This is a genomic window from Chryseobacterium sp. FG46 (genome assembly GCF_057809135.1).
Map to the genome: position 1 here is coordinate 42,706 of NZ_JBMDJJ010000025.1, position 23,339 is coordinate 66,044.

At 37.4% G+C, this 23,339-nt stretch carries 18 protein-coding genes; 11 read left to right on the top strand and 7 right to left on the bottom strand.

Features of this window, described 5'->3' with window-relative positions; genetic code table 11:
• Complete coding sequence (locus tag ACODR7_RS17020; protein ID WP_076595729.1) at window positions 1-567, bottom strand: DUF1599 domain-containing protein; 567 nt, start codon at window positions 565-567, stop codon at window positions 1-3.
• A 247-nt stretch (window positions 568-814) separates the two neighbouring features.
• Here ACODR7_RS17020 and folP point away from each other — a divergent pair, with 247 nt between their 5' ends.
• The 7 genes from folP (at window position 815) to ilvA (ending at window position 9,174) form a co-directional block, all read left to right on the top strand.
• Complete coding sequence (gene folP / locus ACODR7_RS17025; RefSeq protein WP_488840884.1) at window positions 815-1,681, top strand: dihydropteroate synthase; 867 nt, start codon at window positions 815-817, stop codon at window positions 1,679-1,681.
• Window positions 1,682-2,050: 369 nt separating this feature from the next.
• Window positions 2,051-2,923 carry a branched-chain-amino-acid transaminase gene (ilvE, locus tag ACODR7_RS17030; RefSeq protein WP_076595727.1) on the top strand — a complete coding sequence of 291 codons (873 nt, stop codon included), beginning with the start codon at window positions 2,051-2,053 and terminating at the stop codon, window positions 2,921-2,923.
• Between the two features lie 180 nt (window positions 2,924-3,103).
• A complete protein-coding gene (ilvD, locus tag ACODR7_RS17035; RefSeq protein ID WP_488840862.1) occupies window positions 3,104-4,786 on the top strand; it encodes a dihydroxy-acid dehydratase in 1,683 nt (560 codons plus the stop codon).
• Window positions 4,787-4,791: 5 nt separating this feature from the next.
• Window positions 4,792-6,516 (top strand): biosynthetic-type acetolactate synthase large subunit, encoded by a 1,725-nt coding sequence (gene ilvB, locus ACODR7_RS17040; RefSeq protein ID WP_488840864.1) that lies wholly within the window; start codon window positions 4,792-4,794, stop codon window positions 6,514-6,516.
• A gap of 10 nt (window positions 6,517-6,526) precedes the next feature.
• Window positions 6,527-6,808 (top strand): ACT domain-containing protein, encoded by a 282-nt coding sequence (locus tag ACODR7_RS17045; RefSeq protein WP_076595724.1) that lies wholly within the window; start codon window positions 6,527-6,529, stop codon window positions 6,806-6,808.
• A gap of 45 nt (window positions 6,809-6,853) precedes the next feature.
• Entirely contained in the window at window positions 6,854-7,900 is a 1,047-nt protein-coding gene (gene ilvC / locus ACODR7_RS17050; protein ID WP_488840866.1) for a ketol-acid reductoisomerase, read from the top strand.
• A gap of 11 nt (window positions 7,901-7,911) precedes the next feature.
• Window positions 7,912-9,174, top strand: a complete 1,263-nt coding sequence (gene ilvA, locus ACODR7_RS17055; protein ID WP_488840867.1) for a threonine ammonia-lyase — start codon at window positions 7,912-7,914, stop codon at window positions 9,172-9,174.
• 322 nt (window positions 9,175-9,496) lie between these two features.
• Here the strand turns inward: ilvA and ACODR7_RS17060 are convergent, their stop codons facing one another.
• The 6 genes from ACODR7_RS17060 to alaS form a co-directional block, all read right to left on the bottom strand.
• Window positions 9,497-10,966 carry a M20/M25/M40 family metallo-hydrolase gene (locus ACODR7_RS17060; RefSeq protein WP_488840869.1) on the bottom strand — a complete coding sequence of 490 codons (1,470 nt, stop codon included), beginning with the start codon at window positions 10,964-10,966 and terminating at the stop codon, window positions 9,497-9,499.
• Between the two features lie 8 nt (window positions 10,967-10,974).
• The gene (locus ACODR7_RS17065) at window positions 10,975-11,211 is read right to left on the bottom strand and encodes a hypothetical protein (protein WP_076595780.1); all 237 of its coding nucleotides are present in this window, start codon (window positions 11,209-11,211) and stop codon (window positions 10,975-10,977) included.
• Window positions 11,212-11,287: 76 nt separating this feature from the next.
• On the bottom strand, window positions 11,288-13,615 hold the full coding sequence (locus ACODR7_RS17070) for a hypothetical protein (RefSeq protein WP_488840871.1): 2,328 nt from the start codon (window positions 13,613-13,615) through the stop codon (window positions 11,288-11,290).
• A 306-nt stretch (window positions 13,616-13,921) separates the two neighbouring features.
• Complete coding sequence (locus ACODR7_RS17075; RefSeq protein ID WP_488840873.1) at window positions 13,922-15,736, bottom strand: cytochrome-c peroxidase; 1,815 nt, start codon at window positions 15,734-15,736, stop codon at window positions 13,922-13,924.
• A 70-nt stretch (window positions 15,737-15,806) separates the two neighbouring features.
• Window positions 15,807-17,285, bottom strand: a complete 1,479-nt coding sequence (locus tag ACODR7_RS17080) for a PhoX family protein (RefSeq protein WP_488840875.1) — start codon at window positions 17,283-17,285, stop codon at window positions 15,807-15,809.
• 631 nt (window positions 17,286-17,916) lie between these two features.
• Window positions 17,917-20,520, bottom strand: a complete 2,604-nt coding sequence (alaS, locus tag ACODR7_RS17085) for an alanine--tRNA ligase (protein ID WP_488840876.1) — start codon at window positions 20,518-20,520, stop codon at window positions 17,917-17,919.
• A gap of 271 nt (window positions 20,521-20,791) precedes the next feature.
• Between alaS and ACODR7_RS17090 the strand changes: the two genes are divergently transcribed.
• The 4 genes from ACODR7_RS17090 to msrB all read left to right on the top strand — a co-directional run bounded on the left by ACODR7_RS17090 (window position 20,792) and on the right by msrB (window position 23,260).
• On the top strand, window positions 20,792-21,346 hold the full coding sequence (locus tag ACODR7_RS17090) for a sigma-70 family RNA polymerase sigma factor (protein ID WP_488840878.1): 555 nt from the start codon (window positions 20,792-20,794) through the stop codon (window positions 21,344-21,346).
• A 5-nt stretch (window positions 21,347-21,351) separates the two neighbouring features.
• Window positions 21,352-21,621 (top strand): hypothetical protein, encoded by a 270-nt coding sequence (locus ACODR7_RS17095; protein ID WP_488840880.1) that lies wholly within the window; start codon window positions 21,352-21,354, stop codon window positions 21,619-21,621.
• A gap of 80 nt (window positions 21,622-21,701) precedes the next feature.
• Window positions 21,702-22,145, top strand: coding sequence for a DUF417 family protein (locus tag ACODR7_RS17100; protein ID WP_076595716.1), 444 nt, complete (start codon window positions 21,702-21,704; stop codon window positions 22,143-22,145).
• Between the two features lie 17 nt (window positions 22,146-22,162).
• Window positions 22,163-23,260, top strand: coding sequence for a peptide-methionine (R)-S-oxide reductase MsrB (msrB, locus tag ACODR7_RS17105; protein ID WP_488840882.1), 1,098 nt, complete (start codon window positions 22,163-22,165; stop codon window positions 23,258-23,260).
• Window positions 23,261-23,339: the final 79 nt, after the last annotated feature.

The window sequence follows — 23,339 nt, forward strand, 5'->3', positions numbered from 1 at the left end:
TTAAATAGTTTTGGGTTCGAATTGATTTTCTTTTTCTGAGAACTTGATCAGACAGAAGACCGCATAATTCAGCATATCGAAATAGTTGGCATCAAGCCCTTCTGAAACGATTGTTTTTCCCTGATTATCTTCAATCTGTTTAGTTCTCAATACTTTCTGATAAATAAGATCCGTAATGGAAGAAATTCTCATATCCCTCCATGCTTCACCATAATCATGGTTTTTTCTTTCCATCAAAGCTTTCGCTTCATTGGCATATTGGTCATACAGACCTAAAATTTCTTCTTTATTTTCATTGAAATCATTGGAAAGACCTTTCTCCAGCTGAATAAGCCCAATGATAGAATAGTTCACAATGGCGATAAATTCATCTTCCTCACTCTCATCCACCATTTTTTTATCAGTCATCTGCAGCGTACGGATCCTGTTGACTTTGATATAAATCTGATCTGTAATGGAACTAGGCCTCAAAACCCTCCATGCCGCACCATAATCCTGTAATTTTTTACCGAAAAGATCACGACACTGACTGATAACTTTCTCGAACTGTACTGATGTTTTTAGCATAAATTTTCTTAATCTTCCAAATATACGAATTCGGTTTTAGATTTTTGAATTTGAAAAGCTGAGTTTGTGAGTAAGAGGGTTGGAGAGTAAGAGGGTTTTAGGATTAGAGAGGGCCCAACCTCCAACTTCTAGCCTTCAACCTGTAAATTCTAATTTCTTCTCATTAAAAACTTATAAATCACTAATTTTGCAATACAGAAATCATTCATTAATTATCAACTATCATTTATCTATCATCATCAAACTTATGCTCTCCAACCCTCTAACTCTCGAATCCTCAGACCCTAAAGTCTATTCAATCAATTGCAATGGCCGATTAGTACAGCTCGACACTCCAAAAATCATGGGAATCCTTAATCTGACACCGGATTCATTCTCTGATGGTGGAAAATTCAATAATGAAAAATCTGCGTTGAATCATGCCGAAAAGCTCTTGAAAGAAGGAGCTGAAATACTGGATATCGGACCTCAGTCTACACGTCCAAATGCCGAATTCTTAAACGCTGCCGAAGAAATAAACCGAATAGGAAATCTTATTTCTCTGATCAAAAAAGAATTTCCGGAAGCTCTGATTTCGCTTGATACTTTTTATGCGGAAACAGTAAGATTCGGATTTAATGAAGGAATAGATCTCATCAACGATATTTCTGGCGGTCAGTATGATGCAGAAATGTTTGATACAGCTGCTGAAACGAAGCTTCCTTACATCCTGATGCATATAAATCCTTCCTATGAAACCATGCACGATAAAATTAAATTCGAAGATATTACGCTGGAAGTGAACCAATATTTTTCCAAAAAAACAAAAGAGCTTTTAGAAAAAGGAGTGAATGACATCATTCTTGATCCCGGTTTTGGTTTCGGAAAAACAGTAGAAGACCAGATGAAAATGATCCACGAAGTGGAATATCTCGGATTTGGAAAATTCCCTATCTTAATAGGTATTTCCAGAAAATCATTTATCTATAAACCTTTGGGAAAATCACCTCTTGATATCAATGAGGAAACACAAACACTTCATATGAAGGTATTGGAGCAGGGAGCAAAAATTTTAAGAGTCCATGATGTAGCTTCAGCAAAGGAAACATTGACTCTTTTTTTACGAAAAAAATAAAAAGTTTGAAAAAAATTTGTGAGTAATTAAAAATTTTATACATTTGCAATATGGATTTTACGAATCAGAAAAATATTATTGTCATTTCTATTATCGCTGTTGTCATTAGCAACAGTAAGGAAACGGCATTTTAAATAGATTTTAATTTAAATTATATATAAAACCGTTTCAAATTATGAAACGGTTTTTTTTATTTTAATTTTTTATAGTACAAAAATATGTATCAGTTATTATCAGTAATTATTATCGTCATTATTATTCCCTTGCGTCTGTGAGAAGGAAAATGTATGACTGTACATATATTGAGCCCTCTCACAACGTGAGAGGGCTTTTTTATTTCCAATTATTAATTTTTTAAATCTCTATAACATGTATTACAACGACGACACGACGATCTATTTTGACGGAAAATTTATGAAAGCAAAAGATGCCGGAACAGATCTTTATGGACAATCACTTCACTATGGTTACTCTGTTTTTGAAGGAATCAAATCCTACAGCACAGATCAGGGAACCCAAATCTTCAAAGCAAAAGAACATTACGAAAGACTGAAAAGATCAGCAGAACTCATGCATATTCCCTTTGATTATTCTGCAGAGCAGCTTACAGAATTGACTTATGAACTTCTGGATCGAAATGGGTTTACAGATGCTTATATCCGTCCATTGGTTACGTGTTCTCCCAATATGTCACTTTCAAAAGGACAAAAATCTTACCTGTCTCTTCTTGCCTGGGAATGGAACAACGGCTATCTGGCAGATAAAATGAAAATTATGACTTCTCCTTTTCAACGTCCTAATCCTAAAGCCTTCAAGGTGGAGGCCAAAGTAGGAGGGCATTATGTAAATTCCATATTAGCCTGTCAGGATGCCAAAGACAAAGGCTATGATGAAGCGCTGGTTCTGGATGAAAACGGAAATGTTGCCGAGAGTTCAGGCGCTAACGTTTTCTACGAAAAAGACGGGGTTTTATATACTCCGGCCAAAGGAAGTATCCTCCCGGGAATTACAAGACAAACCGTGATGGAGATTTGTAATGAGCTTGATATTCCAGTAAAAGAAACCTTTTTTAAGCCGGAAGAAATGAGAGGTGCAGATGCAGGCTTTTTTTGTGGTACTGCAGCAGAAATTGTTGCCCTGGATTCGCTTGATGATGTTCCGTTTGCCAAAAATTGGGAAAATACGGCAAGCAGGAGAGTACAGCAGGCATATTTAAAATTGGTAAGAGTTCTGTCATTGTAGATTTTTAGGATTTAAATATTTGATTATTAGTTGATTGTGTGTGTTTTGTAAATGATTGAATATTGTATTTTTTAGAAAAACGGAAAATGAAAAGAGTATTACAAAATGTAGTTTTGGATCGAAATTTAGTAAAGAACTCCATTTTTAGGAGAAGAAAATAACAGGAAATGCATAATAAATATGTTAAATAAATATTCAAAAACATTCACGCAGAACAGTGAACAGCCCGCAGCCAAAGCTATGTTGTACGGGATAGGATTTACAGAAGAAGATATGCACAAGGCTCAGGTCGGAATCGCCAGTATGGGCTATGATGGAAACACCTGCAATATGCATTTGAATGATCTTGCTCAGGTTGTAAAAAAGGGAACATGGAATCATGGATTAGCCGGATTGATTTTTAACACCATCGGAGTAAGTGACGGAATGAGCAACGGAACAGATGGAATGCGCTATTCTCTTGTAAGCCGTGATGTAATTGCAGACAGTATCGAAGCCATCTGTGGAGCACAATACTACGACGGATTGATCGCATTGCCAGGCTGCGACAAAAATATGCCGGGAACCATCATTGCGATGGGAAGGCTGAACAGACCCTCAATCATGGTGTACGGAGGAACTATAGCTCCGGGATGCTATAAAGGAGAACAGCTTAATATTGTTTCTGCTTTTGAAGCGTTGGGGAAAAAGATTGCAGGAGAAATTACTGAAGAAGATTTTGATGGAGTTGTAAAGAATTCATGTCCGGGGGCAGGTGCATGTGGCGGAATGTATACAGCCAATACAATGGCTTCCGCTATTGAGGCTTTAGGAATGAGTCTTCCGTATTCTTCTTCCAACCCGGCTTTAAGTAAAGAAAAACAGGAAGAATGTCTTGAAGCAGGAAAATATCTGAAAGTATTATTGGAAAAAGACATTAAACCTTCGGATATCATGACCCGCAAAGCTTTTGAGAACGCTCTTCGTATGATTGTTATTCTTGGAGGAAGTACCAATGCGGTTTTACATTTTATAGCCATGGCAAAAAGTGTTGGAGTACCACTTACTCAGGATGATTTCCAGAAGATGAGTGATAAAACTCCGGTACTGGCGGACCTGAAGCCAAGCGGAAAATATCTGATGCAGGATCTGTATGAACACGGAGGAATACCATCAGTAATGAAATACCTTTTAAATCAGGGATTATTACACGGTGATTGCTTAACAGTAACCGGGAAAACAGTAGCCGAAAATTTAGAAAATGTTCCTGATCTTGATTTTAATACTCAAAAAATTATTAAACCATTATCAGAACCTGTAAAAGAGACAGGACACCTGAGAATATTATATGGAAATCTTGCTGAAAAGGGAAGTGTTGCAAAGATTACAGGGAAAGAGGGCGAACGCTTCGTAGGCAAAGCCCGTGTATTTGATGGTGAAAAAAATCTGATCAGAGGAATTCAGGATGGAACTGTACAGCATGGTGATGTCATCGTCATCCGTCATGAAGGTCCGAAAGGAGCTCCCGGAATGCCGGAAATGCTGAAACCTACCAGCGCGCTGATAGGAGCAGGACTGGGAAGCAGTGTTGCCTTGATTACAGACGGAAGATTTAGCGGAGGAACTCATGGTTTTGTAGTAGGACATATTACTCCGGAAGCTCATGAAGGAGGTCTGATCGCCTTTGTAAATAATGACGACCTGATTGAAATTGATGCCGTAAACAATACCATACAGCTCAAAGTTTCGGAAGAAGAAATAGAAAGAAGAAAGAAAGGATGGCAAAAGCCACCCCTTAAAGTACAGAAAGGATTGCTTTATAAATATGCATTAACAGTATCATCAGCGGCAGAAGGCTGTGTAACAGACGAAATCACTCAATAAAAAATATGGAAAACCTTAATACATCAACAGAAATACAACTTAGCGGAAGCCGTATCATTCTTGAAACATTTCTGCAGGAAGGGGTGAAAACCATTTTCGGATATCCGGGAGGTGCTATTATCCCTATTTATGATGCCCTTTACGACTATCAGGAAAATCTGAAACATATACTTGTACGCCATGAGCAGGCGGCTGTACATGCGGCGCAGGGTTTAGCCAGAGTCTCAGGAGAAGTTGGTGTTGTATTGGCAACCAGTGGACCCGGAGCAACTAATCTTGTAACAGGTTTGGCAGATGCTCTACTGGATAATACTCCTTTGGTCTGTATCACAGGACAGGTTTTTGAACACCTTCTCGGAACCGATGCCTTTCAGGAAATAGATGTAATCAACGTTACAAGTCCGGTTACCAAATGGAATTATCAGGTTACTGATGCCAATGAGCTTTCCGAAGTATTGGCAAAAGCATTTTACATTGCAAAATCGGGTCGTCCCGGTCCTGTATTGATTGATGTGACTAAAAATGCCCAGCTGCAGTCTGTTGCTTATAAAGGATATTCTCCATGTTATTCATTGAGGAGTTATAAACCGGATCCTGATCCATGTTTTAATAGTATCGAAAAAGCTGCAGAGCTTATCAATAATGGAGAAAAACCATTCATCATTGCAGGACAGGGGATTATGCTGGGGAAAGCAGAAAAAGAGTTTTTACAGTTTGCTGAAAAATCGGGAATTCCGGTAGCATGGACTGTTTTAGGAATGAGCGCTATCCCAACCAATCATCCGCAAGCTGTAGGAATGGTAGGCATGCATGGAAACTATGGACCGAATATATTAACCAACGAATGTGATGTTCTTATTGCTGTCGGGATGAGGTTCGATGACCGTGTTACCGGAAGACTGGATCAGTATGCAAAACAGGCAAAGATTATTCACTTTGATATTGATCATGCTGAGATTAATAAAAATGTAAAAGTGGATGTTCCGGTTCTTGGGAACTGCAAACATACTCTTCCTCTTCTTACGGAAAGGATTATAAAAAGAGAACATCATCACTGGCATAAAAGATTTAAAAAATGTAATGAAATTGAAACTATCAATCTGATTAATATAGAGCTGTACCCTGAAGAAGGTGAGATTACAATGGGGGAAGTTATCCGTCATCTGAATGAGATGACAGAAGGTGAAGCAATTATTGTAACAGATGTAGGACAGCACCAGATGACGACTTGCCGTTACTCTCATTTCAAACATTCCCGAACCAATGTAACAAGTGGAGGGCTGGGAACAATGGGATTCTGTCTTCCCGCTGCGATAGGAGCTTCCTATGCAGAGACCAATCGCCCTGTGATTGCAGTAATGGGTGATGGGGGAGCTCAGATGAATATTCAGGAACTGGGAACTATAATGCAGTACCAACCGGAAGTAAAGATTTTAATTCTTAATAATTGCTATCTGGGAATGGTAAGGCAGTGGCAGGAATTGTTTCACGAAGAAAGATATTCCTCAGTAGATATTCAGAGTCCGGATTTTGTTCAGGTAGCAAAGGGGTACAATATATCTGGAAAGAAAGTATCCGAGAGGAAAGAACTAAAATGGGCACTTCGTGAAATGCTTGATCATAAAGGATCTTTTCTGCTTGAAGTAATGACAGGAAAAGAACATAATGTATTTCCGATGATTCCCCAGGGAAAAAGTGTTTCGGAGATTGTATTAAATAATAAAATGTAAAAATAAAAAGATGAAAACAGATTATAAAGAATATACCATTACAGCGTATACAGAAGACTATTTAGGGTTGATCAGCCGCATCAATGCTATTTTTTCAAGAAGAAGAATTTCTATGGTGACCTTCAATGTAGGCCCTTCGGAAATTGAAAAGGTAAAAAAGTTTGTTATTGTAATCAGAGAAACAGAAGACTCTGTTCAGAAGATCAGCAGACAAATGGAAAAACAGGTAGATGTTCTTGAAGTACATTATCACAGAACTCCATATCTGACAGCAGTAGAACACGCAAGCTAAGCATAAAACTAAACATCATAATCAATAATCAATAAAATAAATAAAATGGCAAAATTAAATTTCGGAGGAGTAGAGGAAAATGTAGTAACAAGAGAAGAATTTCCATTGGAAAAAGCTCAGGAAGTATTAAAAAATGAAGTAGTAGCAGTAATCGGATATGGAGTACAGGGACCAGGACAGGCTTTGAATCAAAAAGATAACGGAATTAATGTCATTGTAGGGCAGAGAAAGAATTCTAAATCATGGGATAAAGCGGTAGCAGACGGATTTGTACCGGGAGAAACCTTATTTGAAATTGAAGAAGCATTGGAAAAAGGAACTGTTATCTGTTATCTTTTAAGTGATGCTGCACAGATTGAATACTGGCCAAAAGTAAAACAGCATCTTACCCCAGGAAAAGCATTATACTTTTCTCATGGCTTCGGAATAACGTTCAGCGAACGTACGGGAATTGTTCCTCCAGCTGATGTAGACGTATTTCTGGTAGCACCAAAAGGTTCAGGAACATCCTTGAGAAGAATGTTTTTGCAGAATAGAGGTCTGAACAGCAGTTTTGCCGTATATCAGGATGCTACCGGAAAAGCCAGAGAAAGGGTAACAGCATTGGGGATCGCAATCGGAAGCGGGTATCTTTTTGAAACCGACTTTAAAAAAGAAGTATACAGTGACCTTGCAGGAGAACGTGGAACACTGATGGGAGCTGTACAGGGAATATTTGCTGCCCAGTACGATGTATTGAGAAAAAACGGACACAGCCCTTCCGAAGCATTTAACGAAACCGTAGAAGAGCTCACTCAGTCATTAATGCCTTTAGTTGCAGAAAACGGAATGGACTGGATGTATGCCAATTGCAGCACAACAGCTCAGAGAGGAGCTTTAGACTGGTGGAAGCGTTTCAGAGATGCTACTTCACCTTTGTTTGAAGAACTGTATGACAATGTTGCGAAAGGAAACGAAGCACAACGTTCTATTGACAGTAACAGCAAACCGGATTATCGTGAAAAATTAGAAGCCGAACTTACTGAGTTGAGAGAAAGCGAAATGTGGAAAGCGGGTAAGACGGTACGAAGCCTGAGACCTGAAAACAATTAATTACTAAACAGATGATGAAAGAGGGAGTAAGTTCCTCCGTTTTAGAGAATGTCTATAAAGCGGAGGAACGATTAAGAAATGTAGTGGTAAAAACACCTTTGGCTGTCAATAATAATCTGTCAGCTATTTACAATGCGAATATTCGTTTTAAAAGAGAAGATCTTCAAAGGGTAAGATCCTATAAAATAAGAGGTGCCTATAATAAGATGGCAACCATGTCTGAAAAAGAACTTTCAAATGGAGTTGTTTGTGCCAGTGCCGGAAATCACGCGCAGGGTGTTGCATTTGCATGTCAGACAATGAAGGTGAAAGGCACCATTTTTATGCCTTTGCCAACACCCGGACAAAAGCTTGAACAGGTAAAGATGTTCGGAGGAGAATACATAGATGTTATACTTTATGGAGATACTTTTGATGCGGCAAAAGATGCTGCAATGAGGTTTTGCAAAGATCATAACAGCGCATTTATTCATCCTTTTGATGATCCGGCTATTATTGAAGGCCAAGCTACAACAGCATTGGAGATTCTGGAACAGGCAGAAGGTATTGTCGACTATCTTTTTGTTCCAATAGGCGGTGGTGGACTGGCAGCAGGAGTTTGTACTGTATTTCAGCATTTGTCTCCACAAACAAAGATTATTGGAGTAGAACCCTCCGCAGCAGCAAGCATGAAAAAAGCCCTGGAAAAGGGAAAACCTGTTCTTCTTGAAAAGATAAGCCGTTTTGTAGATGGAGCCGCCGTACAACAAGTGGGAGATCTCACTTTTGAATGCTGTAAAAATATCCTGTATGATATGGCTACGGTAGATGAAGGACTTGTCTGTGAAACCATACTGTCACTCTACAATAAAGATGCTATCGTAGTAGAACCTGCGGGCGCACTTTCAGTAGCAGTATTGGAAAAATATAGAGAAGAAATAAAAGGTAAAAACGTAGTGTGTATCATCAGCGGAAGTAATAATGATATTACCCGTATGGAAGAGATCAAGGAAAAAGCATTGCTTTATGCAGGATTAAAGCATTATTTCCTCGTCAGATTTCCACAGCGTCCCGGAGCATTGAAAACCTTTGTGATAGATGTGCTGGGACCTGATGATGATATTACCTATTTTGAGTACACCCAAAAAAATTCAAAAGAAAAGGGAATTGCAGTTGTAGGAATTGCTCTGAAGCAAAATAAAGATTTCACTCCATTGATCGATAAGATGAAACAATATGATTTCTTTGTCAACTATCTGAACAATGATCCTTCGCTGATGAACCTTCTTATTTAAAAGACTTTAGATGAAAAAAGAAAAATATTTTTTTGATGAAATTAAAAAATGACATAACAACCTGAAGCGTTAAGAAAATGAATTCTGTGAACATTAAAAAAACTCTACTGTTTGAATGTGGGCTAATATATAATCCTCAATATAGAATGTTTCCGTACAAACTAGAGTGTTAGAGAACAGATTTCATTTTTAGCGGAAGTTTGCAAGTCTTGAATGTTGGGTTCTTTTGCTTCAAAGTAAAAGAATAGTAAAAGATATTTTTTTCGCAGATTCTAAAAACACAATGATGAAAAAAGCTTCACAATCTGTGAAGCTTTTATTTTTATCTTTCAAGTGAAAAATTCGAAATTACTTTTGGACGTACCGTTTCATTAGCTACTTTCCATGATGTTCTGTACATCCATTCGGTCATTTTGAAAAGCTTTTTGTAATTGATATTTTCAGATTCGTCCTGTGGGGTATGATACTGATCATGCAGCACACTGGTGAAAAATATCGCAGGAATCCCGATTTTAGCATACGGAAGATGGTCACTTCTGAAATAGAAATACTCAGCATGACTTGGAGAATCCCAATCTTTCAGGTATTTGAATTTTGTACTTTCATTATTGGCATCTTCAGCCATTTTTACAAGTTCTTCAGAGTTTTTGTGAGGAGAATTTCCTCCTAATAAAGCGGCTTCATTATTGTCATTTCTCCCGATCATATCACCATTCAGAACGGCTACAATGTTCTCTTTAGGAACAACAGGGTGGGCTGCATGCCATCTTGAACCCAGCAATCCTCTTTCTTCAGCGCCATGGAAAACAAACAAAATACTTCTTTTTCCCGGCTGTTTTTTGTAAGCCCTCGCCATTGCAAGCATTGCCACACAGGTACTCGCATTATCATCAGCACCATTGTAGATAGTGTCATTCTTTACAGGATGTCTTATCCCGTCATGATCCTGGTGTCCGCTCAATAAAACATATTCATTTTTAAGAACAGGATCTGTACCTTCTATTTTTCCTATGATATTCACTGAAGGATATTGGTAAGTTTCAGTAATCAGACTCAGAGAAGCTTTAGGATTGTTTTTTACCCAGCCGGCATTTTCTCTTTTGATCCACAGAACAGGAATATTATTGGTGATTTTTTCTCTTAATCCTTCTACGCCATAGCTTCCTCTTGTCATTTGAGGCAATACTTCCACCCAGCTTTGTTCAGAAATATCATCTGTAATGAAAATAATGGCTTTAGCTCCCAATTGAAAAGCTTTGTCATAATATTTATTTCTTACAAATCCAGGATATCTTCTTACAAAAAGGGTCATATCTTTCGGGATATTTTTGTCAGAAGCGTTTATAGCAAGAATTTTACCTTGGATATTCAATTTCGCAAGATCTTCAGGCTCTGTGTTTCCGGCATATACAATTTCAGCGTCTAAAGAAGCATTTACAGGTTCTGCCACCAGAAAATCTTTCCATAATTTTAAACTGTTATCTCCAATTTTAAGGGTACTTTGCGGGATCACCTGATGTCTGTACATATCAAAGAACTGGAAAAAAGTTCCGTTATCTCCGGCAGGTTTCATTCCTGCTTCTTTGGCTTTGTCGGCCAGCCACATAGACACTTTCAATTCATTCAGGGTTCCGGCTTCACGTCCCCAGAACTGGTCTGCAGCCAGCTGATACATATCGGTGCGTAGATCTGCTTCTTTGATGGCAGAAACCAAAGGCTTCTTATAATTCTGAGCATTTCCAAAGGCAAGTATGAAGAGTCCAAGCAGAGAAAAAACATAATTTTTATTCATGGTAGCTCTTAATTGAAGTTGGCCAGTTTATCTGAAAACTGTTTTGAAAACTCTTTTCTGTCTTCTTCCAGTTTTTCCTTTGTAGAAGGTAAAATATAATTAAACAGGATCTTGTCTTCATGGTCTAAAAAGATAATTTCCTTCTCATTTCCATCAATCATTTGTGAGAAAATCTCCCACATTGGAGTGTCTTTTAATTTTAATAATTCAAAAAACTGTTCTGCTTTGATTTCGATTTTCTGCATGTTCTTTTTATATATATTATCGTTGAATATTTCTGAATTCTGATTCAAAAATAAAGATTTTGTATTTCCCGAGGTGTTAAAACTCCAGAAACTTCAGCTTAAACTGGATGGCAAAATTTTCTCTGAAATGGGGTGTCGCATAATAACCCACTCTGTAGAATAAACCAAGATTAAAATAACTGGAAAGGAAATTGTTCCATTCCAAACCTACTTCCTGATACAGATGATCCAGTTTTCTGAACTTAAACTGATGGTATTCAGGATGTTTCATATCCCCGATAGTTCCTCTTAAGACAAAATCAAAGCTGGAAACATTATGGCCGAAACTCTTGAAATACCAGGGAAGTTTATGGGTAAAGTAATAGGCTACGAATCTATCATTATAGTATTTTCCACCTTCCAGTGTTGCAAACCCAAGGTAAGAAGTAAGGTTGAAATTAAAATCTTTACCCGGAGAAGCCAGTCCGTTCATCGTAAAGTTTTTCCAGATAGGTGCTCCACCCAGAACAAGACCTCCGTATAATCTGAAACCTGTAGTCCCGATCGGTGTTTTGAAATTATGAACAAACAAGGCATCAAAACGGGAATAATTAAAATCTCCCTGCAGTATTTTGTAACTCTGCTCATAATTAAAATAGAGTTCAGGGTATTTCTGATCAATCAGAGATTTTCCCTGTGGTGTCATAATATTGGTAGAATTCGGGGAATATTTTAAGGTAAAAAGGGTATTGAAATTTCTGTATGAAGTTCCTCTGTCCCTGAACTGGTAGTCGAATTCAGCCTCTTCCGTATTTCTTCTTACAGCAAGGGCAACAGTAAGTCCGTTGGTGACATCGTTCAGATAAGATAATGACATTCCTTTAAAGTGAAAATATCTGTCGTTATTCAGGTTATTTCCGAAATTCATCATCCTCATCTTGAAATTCCACAGCTTTCTGTTGAATTCTCCTGAGGCCGTTACATCATCATAGACTTCAAATCTGAAAAAGGAGTTTTTCTCCAGTGTGGTTCTCATATCAAGCCCCATTCCATACTTCCATTTTCTGTCTTTTACACCATATGCAAAGTAGTAATCCGGTGAAAAATAAGGGTTGAAGTTTTCATTCAGCTTGGCTTTTAAACCTAATCTGAAACCTTCATAGGAGTTATAATTAACAATTTCATCTACAGCAAAATCTACGGAACCTACTCTGATCTGTCCGTTCAGTAATCCTGATAAAATCTGGGCTTTGGTGTCAATTTTATACTTTTTTCCTAAACTATCGATGGTTTTATAGGTATTTTGTTCCCTCTCGGTAAGAGGTTCCGTTCTATACTGGTCCAGAGATTGCCCGTCGATATTCTTTACAGAGAAAGTATAGCCTTTGAAGTCTTTTGGGTTCTCTTCAATAGGAGCTTCAAAATCAAAATATTTTGAGGTAAGAAAAGCGTAAGTGCCAAAGCTTTTTTTGTCTTTCTTATCATCGGCATGCACTTTGTCATCCATAGCCATTTTACCCATTTTAAGCTTCGCTTTTTCGTGGGCAAGAAACCATTTGTTATTATAAAATACCCAGGTACTGGTAATAATTCCTTCGTTTTTGTTTTTACTGAAATTTTCAATTTTTTTGACTCCGTAAGTTTCAGTATCTACATAGATAGCACCATTATACTTTCGTTTTCTGTCCGGCTTTTTGTAATTCACCTCACGGAAGCGGATCACAAAGTTTTTCCTGCCGTCAAGGGTAATGGTATCTGAAAGAAAGAACCGGTAAAGACCTCTGTTTTCAGGCTTCAACTGCTCCGGAACAACATCTCTGTTACTTTGCTGGAGCGCAATCATTTCGTAAATAGGCTGCTTCAGGCCGGAGATTCTGTTGTCCAGAATATTGATCTTTTCCCCGTACTTTTTGGAATATAAAAACTCCTGAGCCCTTTCCCAAAGGAAGAGTTTGCTTTTTGAAAATATTTTTCTTGCGTTACTATTATTCAGGGAATCTTTTTCTCTTTTTTTCTTGAAAATATTGAGATCATTGAAATACTGATTAAATTCAGAAAGACTGTCTTCATCAATATCCAGAGATATTTTCTCGTAAGATTTGTAAGAATAAGACCCTAAGCTTTTCGGTGAGTTTTCTTTGAAGAGCTTATTAACTTTTCTAAGGATTTCCAGAGCCCTGGGATCACTTTTATCCTCAATAACTACGGTTTCAATATCGGTAGTTTTGTTTGTTTTTTTTAGCAGGGAAACTTCCATACTGCTTTCTACTGTAATGGTTTCTTTTTGGTAAGAATCAGCAGCCACATCAATGTTTTTACATCCTGTTTTAAATTCCAGAATACCTTGTTCATTAGTATATCCGATAACGGAATTATTACAGGATACCTTTGCTTTAAAGACAGGTTTTTGACTGGCGTCATCCACAACCTTAATTTTTGTTTGTGAATACCCCAAAAAGCAGATCATAAAAAATAATAACAGTAAACCCCTTTTCATGTAAAAAAACTACGTCAAAAATAATGATATTTATTATTGTAGAAAAGTTTTTAACAGAGTATAACATTGATTTAATCTAATGTTTTCATGGACTTTGCAAGAACAAAGCCCCATGAAGAAATTGACAGATAGTCTTTCTGTATCTTAACGGAATTTTTAAATATAAAAACTCCTTTGCCGTTAAGTTTCAGGAGTTTTGATTGTTTTTCGCTGTTTTGTTTTCCGGAATCGTATTTATTGATCATCAAGAGCTTTCATAAACTCAATAATATTGTCAATTTCCTTATCAGTAAGCTGGAGTGGAGTATCAGAAAGTGTCTGGTTTTCTACTTTAAATCCAAAAGCTTTTCCACCGCCTTTGTTATAGAAAATCATCACTTCTTTCAGGGTTTTATAGCCTCCGTTGTGCATATAAGGAGCTGTCTTTTGAATGTTTCTAAGAGTGGGGGTTTTGAAAGAATGCTGTAATGAAGGAACCGTTTCGTGGAATTTTCCTCTTCCCGGATCAGTATCAAATATTGTATTCTCTGCATTCACAGCAACACCAAGAATTTCCTGCTCGGTTTTCTTGAAGTTCGGAGGAACTGTCCCGTTGAATAAAGGAAGAAAATGACAGATAGCACACTGAGCTTTTCCCACAAACAGATTGAAACCAAGTTTTTGATTTTCTGTCATTGCAGATTTGTTTCCTCTCATATATTCATCAAAAGCAGAATCGAATTTCGCCAGAGAACGAATATAACTCGCCAGCACATTCTGGAGCTGCCATACTTCGGCTTTTGGGGAGTGATAGATTTTTTTGAATGCGGCCTGATAATTTTTATCCTGATTGATTTTGACAAGGATCACATTCAGGTCACCATGCATCTCTTCCTTATTGGAAATCACATCTGAGCTTTGTCCTTCCAGATCATCCTTTCTCATATCCCAAAACTGGCCATGCTGATATCCTGCATAGTTAAGCGAAGGTGTATTTCTCGCCAGTTCAGATTTTTCAAGGGACATTGCCTTGGCAAGCCCGTCTGTAAACGCTTTTTCTGGAATATGACATGTTGCACAGCTTCGGCTATTGCTGTTGGATAATATTTTGTCATTAAAAAGCTGATGCCCTAGTGTTGCCTTTTCTTCCGTGTAGGCATATTCTTTTCCGGGAGTGAAGGCATTAGGATTAAAAGCATTTTTAGTGAAAAAAGTAGCTGCATTTTTATTTAAAGCAGTGGTTACTTCAACATCCGGAATGTTCTCCTGATTTTTAAAATCCAACATCAAAGCTGTGATCCTGTTCAGATGATCCGGAATGAAATTGACGTAATCAAACGTGTTTTTGTCTGAGTTTTTCTTCAGTACGCTAATGGTTGAACTGATCTCTGCCACTATACTTTTTAAGGCTTTATCTTTTGAACGGTCAGTGGAGATTTGTTCTAACGTTTCTTTAATTCCTTCCAGTGAAGAAGGCATTTCCTGTAAAAATGTTCCCGAAACCGGAGTGTCAAAACCTGAGATTCCTAAGCTGGAAATTCTGAAAGCTTCCTGTCTCAATGCATCAAAAACCTGATCTTTACTGATGGTAATGACCTGAAAGTTGGTTTCTATAGTGTTGCTTTTATTGATCAGCTTATTGAGCATTCTGATCACTTCCTCTTGATTTTCTTTATTGTAAGGGTAGAGCATTTCTTCCAAAACCTGCAGTCCTTCGGGTTCTATTTTTGTATGCTCATCCATTTCTATTTCTGGAAGAGCAGGTCCGTTGATAAACCTTGCGGAGTGAGGCAGGAAGTATTCTACAGCCCATTCCATTTTTTTGTAAGTTTTTCGGATGTCCTGAAATTTTTCCTGAAGAAGTTGTTCATCAGAATTTTTAGAAACCATGGTTTTCAGTTCGTTGATTTGTTTTTCAAAATCAGCATTGGCTTTGACAATTCTGTTTTTTACAGAGCCAAGATCTTCATATACGGGCTGCGGCTTTTCATTTTTGCAATAATAAAGCGTAAAAAGTGCGGCAGCACAGTATAAGAAAAGAAGTATCGGATATTTTGAAAGTTTACTCATAAGTATGAAAAAGTATCAACAGAGGTTTTCTATTGATACTTTAATTGAATTTGATATGAAGGAATTAAAACTATTTTTCTACGTTTCTGATGATAACAATCTGGCCACCTTCTTTGTTGGCGTTGATTCCGGAACCGTCAGGATTTTTGAATTTATCCAGCTGCCATGTGTGAGAATGGATATTCACAGAGAAAGTATTCGGAATTCCGATGATGTCTGAAATATCAACCATTGCTCCAAATTCCCATGAGCCGAACTTCTGCAGATCTCCGGATTGGTTGTAAGCCGTCTGCCATGCCGTATCATTTCTGTTGTGCCTCATATTCAGCCACGGTTTGTATTGTTTCGTAGCAATATTCAGCTGCCAGATATAAGAATCATGTTTTGCATTTTTGTAATAGGAATCTCCGTCTTCCTGGATGTATACGAAGTTTTCAGTCACACACAGGTTGTCCGGATTGATCAGATTATTTCCAGGATTAGAATCACCTTCTGCAACCACTTCCAATTTTCCTGTCAGCATATTATTGGCGTTAAGAACAAGCTTGTAAACTCTTCCCCACATTGTTAATCCAGCTTTCGGATTGATACCGTCAGAAGATTCTCCGGTAGCCGTAAAGTAGATTTCCCTACCTTTTCCTGCTCCTTTTCTGTAATCTACATCTTCCACTCTTGAAAAACGGATCGCATTATTGTCAATGTTTTTCTGATTGATCTGAGCTCCTGTAAGATTTTTAGCGTTCGGAATTTCTACGAATTCTACATCATAGCTGCTTCCTTTCGTCATATCCGTTTCAGTATAGTTGCTGTTGGTTCTTTTTAAAGAATACAACTTACCGTTATCTAGATCTCCCTGCGTATCGGCAACATACATGATCAATTGTCCTGCAGACTGATGAGAAGAAGAATAAGACTGATCTTCACCAATGATGATATAAGATTTTCCGTTAGATACATCTTTAGGAAGCGGAACTGCATTTTCCATAGAAGCCTTTCCTAAAGCTGGTTTTACCCTTGTTTTATCAGTAGCCTGAGATGTCGGTGCTAAAGGATTTAAAGCGTGAACCATACTTTCTTCACCAGATTCTCCGGCAGTAAGAAATGCACTGAAACCATGAATTTCAGGTGTTGCCAATGTAGCGGAACACAATCTTGTCATTCCTCCGGTTCCGTTTAAGATATATTCTCCTTTTACAGGCTTAAACGTTTTGTCGAGGTATACTCTTGATACAGATTGTTTGATCTCATGGTTGGTGATCATCAGATAACCATCAGAATTAGGATCTTTCATAAGCCCCATTCCGTCCGGCTGTCCTCCGAAAACAAAGTCAGGAGAACCTGGAAGTACATCTGAGCTGGAAATAAGGGTGGTAATATTTAAATTTTCAAAACCTTGCATCCCATAAACGAAAGCGGGTTCTTTAGAAAAATTTTCAAGTTTGATTTTGTCATTGACAGGAGTATCGGAGTTCCCGTTGTTGTCATCGTTGCAGCCTTGAAATATAAGGGAAGCAAGCAGAAGAGCTCCAATAGTTTTATTAATTTTCATAATTACATTTTTTGAATTTCGATTATGGCAAAACTAAAGGTCTGGTGTTAACTGAGTTTTAAGAAGACAAAACAAATAGTTTAAGATTCAGTGATCATTTGTTAAGATAAGGTCAATAATTAGAACGGATATAAATAAAAAAGACTTTGATGAAATCTTGGTAATAAAGAATAGTATGGTATAGTGCAGAGTACGCAAAAGTTTTATTTCCTGCTTTTCTCGTTCGCAAAGGCATTCCATTTAGCAAAAAATGCAATCATTTCATAGCTGAGTGTAACGCCTTTGCGATCGAAAATATTTAAGATAAAATAATGTTTCTTAGCGATCCTTCGCGTTAAATAAAACATATATCCGGCTTGTGTAACCTTTTCCTAAATTATTTTAATCTCCCACGGATTTCACGGATGACACAGATGTTTATGGGAAATTTGCTTTATCTGATGGAAGTATAATTATTACTCACGCTTAGTCAGAATCAATGAAATTGATTTTCTTCTTTGCTCTCTTCCATACGAAGTGCTATACGAAAAACTTTGCGTTAAGAATATAATAGTATAGATAGGGTAAAACAACTCCGGCTGTCTCAATTTTGAGACAGCCGGAGTTAAAATTTATAATAGATGTTTCTATTTTAGATATTCAAAGCTTTTTGGTAAGCATTTTCTAAACCTTCAAGGTTTTTACCACCAGCTGTTGCAAAACCTGGGTTTCCGCCACCGCCGCCTTGGATTTCTTTTGCAAGGTCTTTTACGATAGCTCCAGCCTGATAGTCTGCAGCAAGATCATCAGAAACACCAACAGTAATCATTGGTTTTCCGTCTGCGTCAGAAAGAATAATGGTAACTGAAGCCGGAATTTCTCTCTTCAGCTGGAATACGATGTCTTTTACAGAACCTGCATCCAGAGAAGTTTTCTTTACTAAAAGCTGCTTGTTACCTTTCTGCTCATAAGCATTCTTCCATTCTCCGATTTCTCCTTTTGCTTTTTCCTTTTTAAGAGCGTCTACTTCAGCCTTCAATGAGGTATTTTCTTCGATCAGTTTTTCAATAGATCTTACCACATCTTTAGACTTTAATAATTGAGAAAGTTCAATGATCTGTTTTTCAAGATTGTGGAAATATTCTTCAGATTTATCTCCTGAAATAGCCTCAATCCTTCTGATTCCTGCCGCAGCAGAACCTTCAGAAGTAATTTTGAAATGACCAATTTCGCTGGTGTTTTTTACGTGAGTTCCCCCGCAAAGTTCTTTTGAACTTCCAAACTGGATCATTCTCACACTGTCACCATATTTTTCACCAAATAAAGCCATTGCTCCTTTTTCCAGAGCTTCCTGAATCGGAATATTTCTGAATTCCTGTAAAGCAATACTTTCTTTGATCTTTTTATTTACTTTTTCTTCAATTAATGCTAATTCTTCCTCAGTCATTTTGTTGAAATGAGAGAAATCGAAACGAAGATAATCCGGCCCTACATAAGAACCTTTCTGTTCTACGTGAGTTCCTAACACCTCTCTTAAAGCTTCATGCAGAAGGTGAGTCACAGAGTGGTTGGCCTGAGAATTTTTTCTTTCGGAAGCGTTTACTTTAGCATAGAAAACAGCACCAGCATCTTTCGGAAGACCGTTAATTAATGAAATAATTAATCCGTTTTCTTTTTTAGTTTCCAGCACTTCAAAACTTTCAACAGCATTTTCAAGAACACCTTTGTCTCCAACCTGTCCACCTCCTTCAGGATAGAAAGGAGAACTGCTTAATACCACCTGATAAAATTCTCCGTCTTTGTTTTCTACCTTTCTGTATCTTGTAATATAGGTTTCAGATTCAGTCTGGTCATATCCTACAAAGGTTTCAGGTTTTGATTCAAGAGTTACCCAGTCATATACTTTCTGAGCAGAATCTGCTTTTGAACGAAGCTTCTGTTTCTCCATTTCAGCTTTGAAACCCACTTCATCAATCGTTAATCCCTTTTCTTCAGCAATAATTCTTGTTAAATCATCAGGGAAACCGTACGTATCATACAACTCAAAAACTTCTTCGCTTGGTAATACTTTCTGGTTATTGCCAATTGTCTGCTGGATCAGTTTTTCAACTCTGATCAGACCGTTTTCAATGGTTTTTAAGAATGAATCTTCTTCACTTTTGATGACTTCAGCAACCAGTTTTCCCTGTTTTTCAAGCTCAGGAAAGAATGCTCCCATCTGCTCCTGAAGAACAGCCACCAATTTGTAAAGGAAAGGCTCTTTCATATCCAGGAATCGGTAAGAATAAGAAATTCCTCTTCTTAAGATTCTTCTGATTACATAACCAGCTCCACTGTTTGAAGGTAACTGCCCGTCTGCAATAGCAAAAGAAACGGCTCTGATGTGGTCTACCACAACACGGATCGCAATATCTTTCTCGTCTTCTAAAATCCCGGTGTATTTTTTACCTGAAAGTTCCTCAACTTTAGCAATAAGCGGAGTGAAAACATCCGTATCATAGTTGGAAGATTTTCCTTGAAGCGCCATACAAAGACGTTCAAAGCCCATTCCCGTATCTACGTGCTGAGCAGGAAGCTTCTCTAAAGATTTATCTGCCTTTCTGTTGAATTCCATGAAAACCAGATTCCATACTTCTACAACCTGTGGATGATCATTATTCACTAATTCAAGTCCTGAAACTTTTGCTTTTTCTTCCGGTGTTCTTAAGTCAACATGGATTTCTGAACACGGTCCGCACGGTCCGCTTTCACCCATTTCCCAGAAGTTATCTTTTTTATTTCCGTTGATGATTCTGTCTTCTGAGATGTGAGATTTCCAGAAGTCATAAGCATCCTGGTCTCTGTCCAGATTTTCAGAAGCATCCCCTTCAAAAATCGTTACGTATAAATTTTCTTTTGGAATTCCGTATACTTCAGTCAGTAATTCCCAGGCAAAAGCAATAGCCTCTTTTTTGAAGTAATCCCCGAAAGACCAGTTTCCTAACATTTCAAACATGGTGTGGTGGTAAGTATCTCTACCTACATCATCCAGGTCATTGTGCTTCCCTGAAACTCTAAGACACTTCTGTGTATCGGCAATTCTAGGGGCGGTAGGTGTTTTGTAGCCAAGGAAAAAATCCTTGAACTGCGTCATTCCGGAGTTGGAAAACATAAGGGTAGGGTCGTCTTTCAGCACAATAGGAGCTGAAGGAACGATAAGGTGCCCTTTACTTTTAAAATAGTCTAAAAATTTTTGACGTATTTCTTGTGATGTCATAGTATTGCTTTTGCTTTTTTAAATATCAAATTTTTGATAAGATGCAAATTTAAGATTTTTAAGCGATTTGTAATAATTTTATGCTATGTTTTGAATGATAACGACTTTGGCTAATGGATGTGTGTTAAACCTTATAGGTTTTCAAAACCTATAAGGTTTGTAATAGCAGTTTGGTAATGATTGTAATCAATAATAATCTATGTAATTTTGCAATTTTCCGTTTAACTTACTACCTTCGTTGTGATCTGAAATAAGACAAAAAATCCTTCCAATGACAAAAGATGAAGAGCTGAAAGACTGGATAGAACAATATTCAGGGCCGCTTTTGAAGCGGGCACTGTATGTACTTTCCAATAAAGAAGATGCACAGGATGTAGTTCAGGAAGTTTTTCTGGCTGCCTATTCAGGCTATGATTCTTTTGAAGGAAAAAGTCAGGCGCTTACATGGCTGATGGCTATTCTGAACAGGAAAGTTGCAGATTTTTATCGGAAAAAATATAAATCCGAACCCAATATCAGGCTGGATCATTTTTTTGATGAAACAGGATCATGGAAAAATAATGATGTTTTGAATGACTGGAATGTATCAGGCGAAGGAAATGAACTTTTAGACAGTGCAGATTTTAATAAAACATTGGAAGAATGTATTGAAGAATTGCCCTCCAAATGGAAGATTCTGCTTAAAATGTATTATATCGAAGAAAAAAAAGCTTCGGAAGTAAGTCAGGAATTGAATGTTTCCACGACTAATCTTTGGAAGATTCTGCAAAGAAGCCGAATGCAGTTGAGAGAATGTCTGGAGTTTAACTGGTTTTCAAAATCATAAGTGAAATGATAAGAAGAATACTACATAAATTATTTTTACCTTGCAGTGAAGCCACTTTACTGATGGAAAAGAGGAATGCCCAATCTATTTCTTCCAGAGAAAACAGGATGCTCAGCATGCACCTTATGATCTGCAAATGGTGCAGAATGTACAATGAAAAGCTGGCTCTTCTGGATAAAGTGTTTAAAAAGAAATTTTCTGAACAAAAAACGGAAATAAATGAATCTGAAATTCAGGACTTTAAAAATAAAATGATCGATAAATTAAATTTCTAAGAAAATTTTTGTCAGGATTGTAAAATAGCTCCGACTATACTTTTGAAAACAATAAAGTATTCATTTAAAATCTTAAAAACATGGTCGGAACAGCACAAAAATCTAAAAATCTATTATCCCGAACCGGGTATTACATTTCCCTATTCGGAGCAGCGCTTATTTTTCTGTGGATTGGTATCTTCAAATTTACTCCCACAGAAGCAGCAGCCATAAAACCTTTGGTGGAAAACCATTTCTTAACTTTTTTCGTATATAAAATTATAAGCGTCCAGGCAGTGTCAAATCTTATCGGAACGATAGAAATTATCATTGCATTACTCCTGATATTTAGTGCGAAATTTGCAGTACTGAAAAAGTATGCAGGTATAGGAATGATCGTAACTTTTCTGGTAACATTAAGCTATTTATTTACAACACCGGGAATCTGGAAAATAGTAGACGGAGTGCCTGTGACGGATTTCTTTATTCTGAAAGACCTTATGCTTTTAGGATTCGGATTCATGATCGTTCAAAATAATAAGTAATGAATAAAAAGGTAAAAATGAAAAATATATTAATTGTACTCGGCATCATTCTGGGTATAGCAGTCTTTGCTGCGGGATCCGGGCTTTTCAAAAAAAACAAGCCTGATGTAGTGGAAATAAAAAAAGAAAATGAGAAAATTATGGATAACAAAAACGTTAGAGAGATTTATTTTGCAGGTGGATGTTTCTGGGGAACAGAACATTTTTTTCAACAGATTCGTGGAGTGGTAGGAACAGAAGTAGGCTATGCCAACGGAAATACCCAAAATCCTACTTATGAAGAGGTGGTAAGTCATACAACAGGTTTCGCAGAAACCGTAAAAGTACAATATGATCCTGAACAGGTAGATCTGAAACTGTTGATTGATCTTTATTTTAAAACCATCGATCCTACAAGCAAGGATCAGCAGGGAAATGACAGAGGAAGCCAATACAGAACCGGAATCTATTTCACCAATAAAACAGATGAAGCGGTGGTAAAAGATGAAGTTCAGAAACTGGCAAAAAACTATAGCAAGCCATTACTTGTAGAAACCATTCCATTAAAAAATTTCTACAAAGCAGAAGATTATCATCAGGATTATCTGGATAAAAATCCAGGAGGTTACTGTCACATTGAACCGGGACTTTTTGAAATGGCGAAAAAAGCCAATCCGCTTCCAAAACCGGCTTATCAAAAACAGGATAAAAAAGTTTTAAAAGAAAAATTAACTGCGGAACAATATAATGTTACCCAGGAAAACGGTACAGAAAGACCTTTCCAGAATGAATACTGGAATGAAACCCGTGAAGGAATTTATGTAGATATTACCACAGGAGAACCTTTATTTGTCTCTACCGATAAATTTGAATCCGGATGCGGATGGCCAAGTTTCTCAAAACCGATTACCAAAGGTTTGATTGATGAAAAGCTGGATCGTTCCCATGGTATGGATAGAGTAGAAGTAAGAAGTAAAACGGGAGATGCCCACTTGGGACACGTTTTCACAGACGGACCGCAGGATAAAGGAGGACTTCGTTACTGTATCAACAGTGCTTCACTGAAATTTATTCCGAAAGCTGAAATGGAAACAAAAGGATACGGAAAATATCTTCCGTTGTTAGATAAAAAGTAATATGAAAGGAAGGCTGCCAGATGGCCAGTCATGGTCGGAAGAAATTTCCGACCATTTTTTATGTTTTAAAGACTTTTGC

Coding starts and splice junctions, on each gene's coding strand:
- ACODR7_RS17020 (WP_076595729.1), bottom strand. CDS start 567: ATGCTAAAAACATCAGTACAGTTCGAGAAAGTTATCAGTCAGTGTCGT.
- folP (WP_488840884.1), top strand. CDS start 815: ATGCTCTCCAACCCTCTAACTCTCGAATCCTCAGACCCTAAAGTCTAT.
- ilvE (WP_076595727.1), top strand. CDS start 2,051: ATGTATTACAACGACGACACGACGATCTATTTTGACGGAAAATTTATG.
- ilvD (WP_488840862.1), top strand. CDS start 3,104: ATGTTAAATAAATATTCAAAAACATTCACGCAGAACAGTGAACAGCCC.
- ilvB (WP_488840864.1), top strand. CDS start 4,792: ATGGAAAACCTTAATACATCAACAGAAATACAACTTAGCGGAAGCCGT.
- ACODR7_RS17045 (WP_076595724.1), top strand. CDS start 6,527: ATGAAAACAGATTATAAAGAATATACCATTACAGCGTATACAGAAGAC.
- ilvC (WP_488840866.1), top strand. CDS start 6,854: ATGGCAAAATTAAATTTCGGAGGAGTAGAGGAAAATGTAGTAACAAGA.
- ilvA (WP_488840867.1), top strand. CDS start 7,912: ATGATGAAAGAGGGAGTAAGTTCCTCCGTTTTAGAGAATGTCTATAAA.
- ACODR7_RS17060 (WP_488840869.1), bottom strand. CDS start 10,966: ATGAATAAAAATTATGTTTTTTCTCTGCTTGGACTCTTCATACTTGCC.
- ACODR7_RS17065 (WP_076595780.1), bottom strand. CDS start 11,211: ATGCAGAAAATCGAAATCAAAGCAGAACAGTTTTTTGAATTATTAAAA.
- ACODR7_RS17075 (WP_488840873.1), bottom strand. CDS start 15,736: ATGAGTAAACTTTCAAAATATCCGATACTTCTTTTCTTATACTGTGCT.
- ACODR7_RS17080 (WP_488840875.1), bottom strand. CDS start 17,285: ATGAAAATTAATAAAACTATTGGAGCTCTTCTGCTTGCTTCCCTTATA.
- alaS (WP_488840876.1), bottom strand. CDS start 20,520: ATGACATCACAAGAAATACGTCAAAAATTTTTAGACTATTTTAAAAGT.
- ACODR7_RS17090 (WP_488840878.1), top strand. CDS start 20,792: ATGACAAAAGATGAAGAGCTGAAAGACTGGATAGAACAATATTCAGGG.
- ACODR7_RS17095 (WP_488840880.1), top strand. CDS start 21,352: ATGATAAGAAGAATACTACATAAATTATTTTTACCTTGCAGTGAAGCC.
- ACODR7_RS17100 (WP_076595716.1), top strand. CDS start 21,702: ATGGTCGGAACAGCACAAAAATCTAAAAATCTATTATCCCGAACCGGG.
- msrB (WP_488840882.1), top strand. CDS start 22,163: ATGAAAAATATATTAATTGTACTCGGCATCATTCTGGGTATAGCAGTC.